General features: G+C 75.5%; 4 protein-coding genes and 1 pseudogene. 2 read left to right on the top strand and 3 right to left on the bottom strand.

Annotated features, from left to right (window positions below):
• The first annotated feature begins 211 nt into the window (after positions 1–211).
• Positions 212–1,009 (top strand): VOC family protein, encoded by a 798-nt coding sequence (locus AB0H53_RS28970; protein ID WP_362119599.1) that lies wholly within the window; start codon positions 212–214, stop codon positions 1,007–1,009.
• Between the two features lie 40 nt (positions 1,010–1,049).
• Here AB0H53_RS28970 and AB0H53_RS28965 read toward each other — a convergent pair whose 3' ends face one another.
• Positions 1,050–2,246, bottom strand: a complete 1,197-nt coding sequence (locus tag AB0H53_RS28965; RefSeq protein WP_362119596.1) for a protein kinase — start codon at positions 2,244–2,246, stop codon at positions 1,050–1,052.
• Positions 2,247–2,710: 464 nt separating this feature from the next.
• Between AB0H53_RS28965 and AB0H53_RS28960 the strand changes: the two genes are divergently transcribed.
• Complete coding sequence (locus AB0H53_RS28960; protein WP_362119593.1) at positions 2,711–4,780, top strand: SpoIIE family protein phosphatase; 2,070 nt, start codon at positions 2,711–2,713, stop codon at positions 4,778–4,780.
• Between the two features lie 19 nt (positions 4,781–4,799).
• Here AB0H53_RS28960 and AB0H53_RS28955 read toward each other — a convergent pair whose 3' ends face one another.
• Positions 4,800–5,165 carry a hypothetical protein gene (locus AB0H53_RS28955; RefSeq protein WP_362119590.1) on the bottom strand — a complete coding sequence of 122 codons (366 nt, stop codon included), beginning with the start codon at positions 5,163–5,165 and terminating at the stop codon, positions 4,800–4,802.
• Positions 5,162–5,388: pseudogene (locus AB0H53_RS28950) on the bottom strand (cytochrome ubiquinol oxidase subunit I); the annotation flags it as partial. The pseudogene AB0H53_RS28950 and the gene AB0H53_RS28955, both read right to left, overlap by 4 nt.

Here is a 5,388-nt window from a genome sequence, read left to right as displayed (position 1 = left end):
GCCCCGGCCGCCGGCCCCCCCCCGGGATTAATTTGGGGGCCCGGGGGCGGGGGGGGGGGGGGGGGGGCCGCCCCCCCCCCCCGGGGGGGGGGGGCGGGGCGGGGCCGGGCCGCGGCCCCGCGCCCGGCTTCGGCGCGCGGGGCCGGGGACAGCTCGATAGCGTGGCATACGAGGCATGTCGCACACGCGTCGAGCGAGAAGAGACCGAGCCATGGCCATATCACCCGAGGGCACGCCCTGCTGGGCGGACGCGATGTTCACCGATGTGGACGGCGCCAAGGACTTCTACGGCTCCGTGCTGGGCTGGACCTTCGGCGAGGCGCGGTCGGAGTACGGCGACTACACCCAGGCCTACGCCGACGGCAAGGCGGTCGCCGCCGTGGTGCCGCCGATGCCCGGGCAGGACGTCCCGTCGGCCTGGTGCCTGTACCTGGCCTCGCCGGACGTCGCGGTCACCGCGGGCCTCGTCCGCGACAACGGCGGCGAGGTCCTGATGGAGCCGATGCGGGTCGCCGACTTCGGCTCCATGGTGCTGGCCCGCGACCCGGGCGGAGTGGTGTTCGGCGTGTGGCAGGCCGGCACCCACGAGGGCTTCGAGGCGCTGGCGCAGCCCGGCGCGTACTGCTGGGCCGAGATCTGCACCCGCGAGCCGGAGAAGTCGGACGCCTTCTTCCCCGCCGTCTTCCCGTACCACGTGAAGCGGATGGACGCCGGCCCGATGGACTTCAAGGTCTACGACGTCGGCGGCGACACCGTGCTGGGCCGGATGCGGATGCCGGAGGACTTCCCGCCCGAGGTGCCGCCCTTCATCAACGTCCACTTCACGGTGGACGACTGCGACGCGGCCGTCGTGCGGGCCACCGAGCGCGGCGGGCAGGTGCTCTTCGCCCCGACGAGCAGTCCGTTCGGCCGGTTCGCGACGCTGAGCGACTCGCAGGGCGCGGTGTTCTCGGTGATCGACATCAACACCACCGAGGGCGAGATGCCCACCCTGACCCCGGAGACCTGAACGGCCCGGCCGCCTTCCGGGCCACCCCGCCCCGGCCGGTTCAGGGGTTGGCCGGCGCGGTCCGCTCCACCTGCGGCGTCCCCGCCGAGGTGCTGTCGGGCGCGAACCACGCCATCCCGACCAGTACCGCGCCGAGGAAGGCGACGGTGCCGGCGATGGCGCTGGCCACCCTCGGGCGGCGCCGGACGAACTGCCGGGCGCCGGACGGCTGCGCGGGCGCGGAGCGCCGTCCCCGGCCGCCCCCCGGGGCCCGGCCGGTGGCCGGCAGCGCGTAGGTGGTCCCGGCGGCGGACCGCGGCGCCGGGCTCGGCATGGGGCCGGTGCCGTACGCGGCCGGCGCGGCCGGGCCGGGACGCGGCGCGGCGTGGGACGCCGGTGCGGGCCGCCGCGCGGCGTGCGCCCCCGGTGCGGCGTGGGACACCGGTGCGGGCTCGGGCAGGGGCTCGGCGCGGCCCTGCCACGCGCCGGAGCCGAACCACTCCGCCACCTGCTGCGCGGTGGGCCGGTCCTCGGGCTGCTTGGCCAGCATGCCCAGCAGGTAGTTCTCGAACGCGGGCGGCACATCGGCGCCCTGCCGCCGCGGCGGCACCGGAGCGGTGTCGATGTGCTGGTAGAGCGTCCCGGTCGCGGTGTCGGCCTGGAACGGCGGGCGTCCGGTCAGCAGCTGGTACAGCACACAGCCCAGCGAGTACACGTCCGACGCCGGGCCGGCCGGCCGCCCCAGGGCCCGCTCGGGCGCCAGGTACAGACTCGTGCCGACGATCTGGCCCGCCGTGGTCAACGCGGCGGCCGGGTCGTCCAGGAACCGGGCGATGCCGAAGTCACCGAGCTTGACCGTCCCGTCGGCGTCCGACATGAGGTTGCCGGGCTTGATGTCCCGGTGCACGATGCCCTGCCGGTGCGCGGAGACCAGCCCGGCGGCCGTCTGGGCGGCGACGGCGGCCACCCGGCGGGCCGGCAGCCGGCCGGCGGCGGTCAGCTCCTGGGCCAGGCTCCGGCCCTCGACGAACTCCATGACCAGGTAGAAGCGGCCTTCCCAGGCCCCGAAGTCGAACACCGCCACGACGTGCGGGTGGCTCAGCCGGGCCGCCGTCTGCCCTTCGAGCCGGAACCGCGCGGCCGCCTCGGAGTCGGAGTCGTCACCGAGCATGAGCTTGACGGCCACCGGGCGCCCGAGCACCTCGTCCGTGGCCCGCCAGACCTCGCCCATGGCGCCGCGCCCGATGGGTGACTCCAACCGGTACCGATCCGCCACCAGCACCTGAGCACCAACCCCCCGATAATCCCGATCGATCCTGCGCGCCAACCCGATGCCGACGGAAGCAACTGCACCGTACGGGTGAGGTGGTGGGACACGTTTCCGCGACGCCCCTCAGAGTACCGACCGGGATCGGCGCCGGTGGCCATGGGGAAGCGCACGGTGTCCGGCCGACCGCACGGGGGAGCGGAGCTGCGGTGTCCGCCGTTGTGGAGAGACCATGGGTACACCCGTCGCCCAGCGGAGGGACGCGACCGGACCGGAGGACCGGACGCAGCGGTGCGCGGTGACAGCGGGAAGGAGCGGCCATGGGCGGTGCTGAGGGATCCCCTGGACCCCGCGCGGCCGGGCCCGCCCCCGGCGCCGGCTCCCCGGCCGGGCCGGGTGCCGCTCGTGCCGCCGGGCCGGTATGGTCCGCCGGGCCCTACGACGGGGCGGGGCCGGTGAGCCGGGCCGGCCCGGCGGAGGCCGGGCCGTCGCCGGCCGGGGGACTGCTGGACGTGCTGGGGGTCGCCGCCGTCGTGCTCGACGCCGACGGGCGGATCGTGCTGTGGAGCCCGCAGGCCGAGCGGCTGCTCGGCTACCCCGCCGAGGAGGCCCTGGGCCGGTACGGCGCCCGGCTGCTGATCGACGAGGAGCACTTCGAGACGGTGATCCGGCTGTTCGAGCGGGTGATGAGCAGCGGCGAGAGCTGGTCGGGGGTCTTCCCCGTCCGGCACCGGGACGGCGGCACCCGGATGCTGGAGTTCCGCAACATGCGGCTGCTGGACGACCGGGGCGAGTCCTACGCCCTGGGGCTGACCTCGGACCAGGCGACGCTGCGCAAGGTCGAGCGGGACCTGGCGCTGTCGGTGCGGCTGGTGGACCAGGCGCCGATCGGGCTGTCCGTGCTGGACACCGACCTGCGGTACGTGGCGGTCAACGGCGCCCTGGAGCGGATGAACGGGATGCCCGCCGAGCAGCACCTCGGGCGGCGGGCCCCGGACGTCCTGCCGTTCCTGGACGCCGAGCGGACCGTGGCGGAGATGGAGCACGTACTGAAGACCGGGGAACCGCTGCTGGACCGCCAGCTCGTGGGCCGCACCCTCGCCGATCCGGACACCGAGCACGCCTGGTCGGTGTCGCTGTACCGGCTGGAGGACGTCGGCGGCCGGGTGCTGGGGCTGGCCGTCTCGGTGATCGACGTGACCGACCGCTACCGCGCGTCCATCGAGGCCGACCGGGCCCGGGACCGCCTGGCGCTGGTCGCGGACGCGTCCGTGCGCATCGGCACCACGCTGGACCTGGAGCAGACCGCGCGGGAGCTCGCCGGCGTCGCCGTGCCCGCGCTGGCCGACCTCGCGGCCGTGGACATCCTCGACACGGTGCTGGAGGGGCGCACCGGCCGGCTGCCGGACGAGGGGAGCCCGGCCGTGTTCCGGGCGCTGGCCGTCGCCGCCGCCTATCCGACCGTCGCGGTGGACGCCGCCGACCGGCCCGGCGAGCCCGCCCGTTACGGCGCCGACCGGCTGGTCACGCGCTGTGTGCGCACCGGGCGGCCGGTCATGGTGCCGTACGCCGGCGAGGAGGACCTGTCGTGCATCGCCCGTGACCGCCACGCGGCGGAGCTGCTGGGACGGGCCGGGGTCCACTCGTACCTGGCCGTGCCGCTGATCGCCCGGGGCGAGGTGCTGGGCGCCCTGGACCTCAAGCGGGCCCGCAACGCGCTGCCGTTCACCGAGGACGACAAGCTGCTGGCGTCCGAGCTGGCCGCCCGGGCGGCGGTCTGCATCGACAACGCCCGGCTGTACCGGCAGCAGCGGGACACCGCGCTCACCCTCCAGCGCAGCATGCTGCCGCAGAAGCCGGGCCGCCTGGTGGGGCTGGAGGTCGCCTCCCGCTACCAGCCGGCCGGTTCCGGTTACGAGGTCGGCGGTGACTGGTTCGACATCATCCCGCTGCGCGGCGAGCGCACCGCGCTGGTGGTGGGCGATGTGATGGGCAGCGGCATCAGCGCCGCCACCGCCATGGGCCGGCTGCGCACCGCCACCCAGACCCTGTCCCGGCTGGACCTGGACCCGTCCGAGGTGCTGCGGCACCTCGACGGGATCACCGCCGGTCTGGACCCGTGCATCGCCACCTGTGTCTACGCCGTCTACGACCCGGGCCGTCACCAGTGCTGCCTGTGCACCGCCGGCCACCTGCCGCCGGTGCTGGCTCCCGAGGACGGCCCGCCCCGGCTGCTGGACCTGCCGACGGGGGCGCCGCTGGGCGTCGGCGGCATCGCCTTCCACGCCGTGACCGTCGACCTGGCCCCCGGCGACCGGCTGGTCCTCTACACCGACGGCCTGGTCGAGACCCGGGACGAGGACATCGACGCCCGGCTGGGAGCCCTGCTGGACGTGCTGCGCGGCTGCCCGGCCGGCTCGCCGGGCAGCTCCCTGGAGGACGCCTGTGACCGCCTCCTGCGCGAGCTTCGCCACCCGGGCGACGACGACGACGTGGCGCTGCTGATCGCCCGCGTACCGCACTGAGCGCCGGGGCTCCCCCGGGTCAGCCGCGCAGCCGCGCGACGCCCAGCCACGTACCGGCGAGCATGGCGGCGCAGACCACCAGGGAAGCGGCGCTCAGCCGCAGCAGCCGGCCGCGCAGCTCCTCGTAGCGGGCGGTGTACTCCTCACGCAGTTCGGCGCAGCGCGCCGTCACCGCGCGCAGCACCTCCTTGGAGAGCTCGACGCGCTCCTGGGCGTAGTGGTGGACCACGTCCTCCCGCTGGGCGGTGGTCAGCCAGGGCAGCCGCTGGGCGAAGGACTCGGCCTCCTCGCGGGCCCTGCGCAGCTCGGCCTGGCACAGCAGATAGCCCTCCAGCCGCGCGATGCCCGCCGCCGTGTCCCGGGCGGTGGGCGGGTCCGCCGTCACGGGATGTCGTCCTTGGTGGGTTCGACGACGTCCCGGCGCCCCGCGTTCTCCATCTGCGCCAGACCGGAGATGGCCGGGTGGTGCAGGTCGAAGGCGGGGGACTCGGAGCGGATCTGCGGCAGGGTGAGGAAGTTGTGGCGGGGCGGCGGGCAGGAGGTCGCCCACTCCAGGGAGCGGCCGTAGCCCCAGGGGTCGTCGACGTCGACCCGCTCGCCGACCTTGG

This window comes from Streptomyces sp. NPDC050856, from assembly GCF_040653855.1.
Lineage (GTDB): Bacteria > Actinomycetota > Actinomycetes > Streptomycetales > Streptomycetaceae > Streptomyces.
The sequence above is the reverse complement of the archived record's forward strand: the minus strand, read 5'-3'. Positions and strand labels throughout refer to the sequence as shown.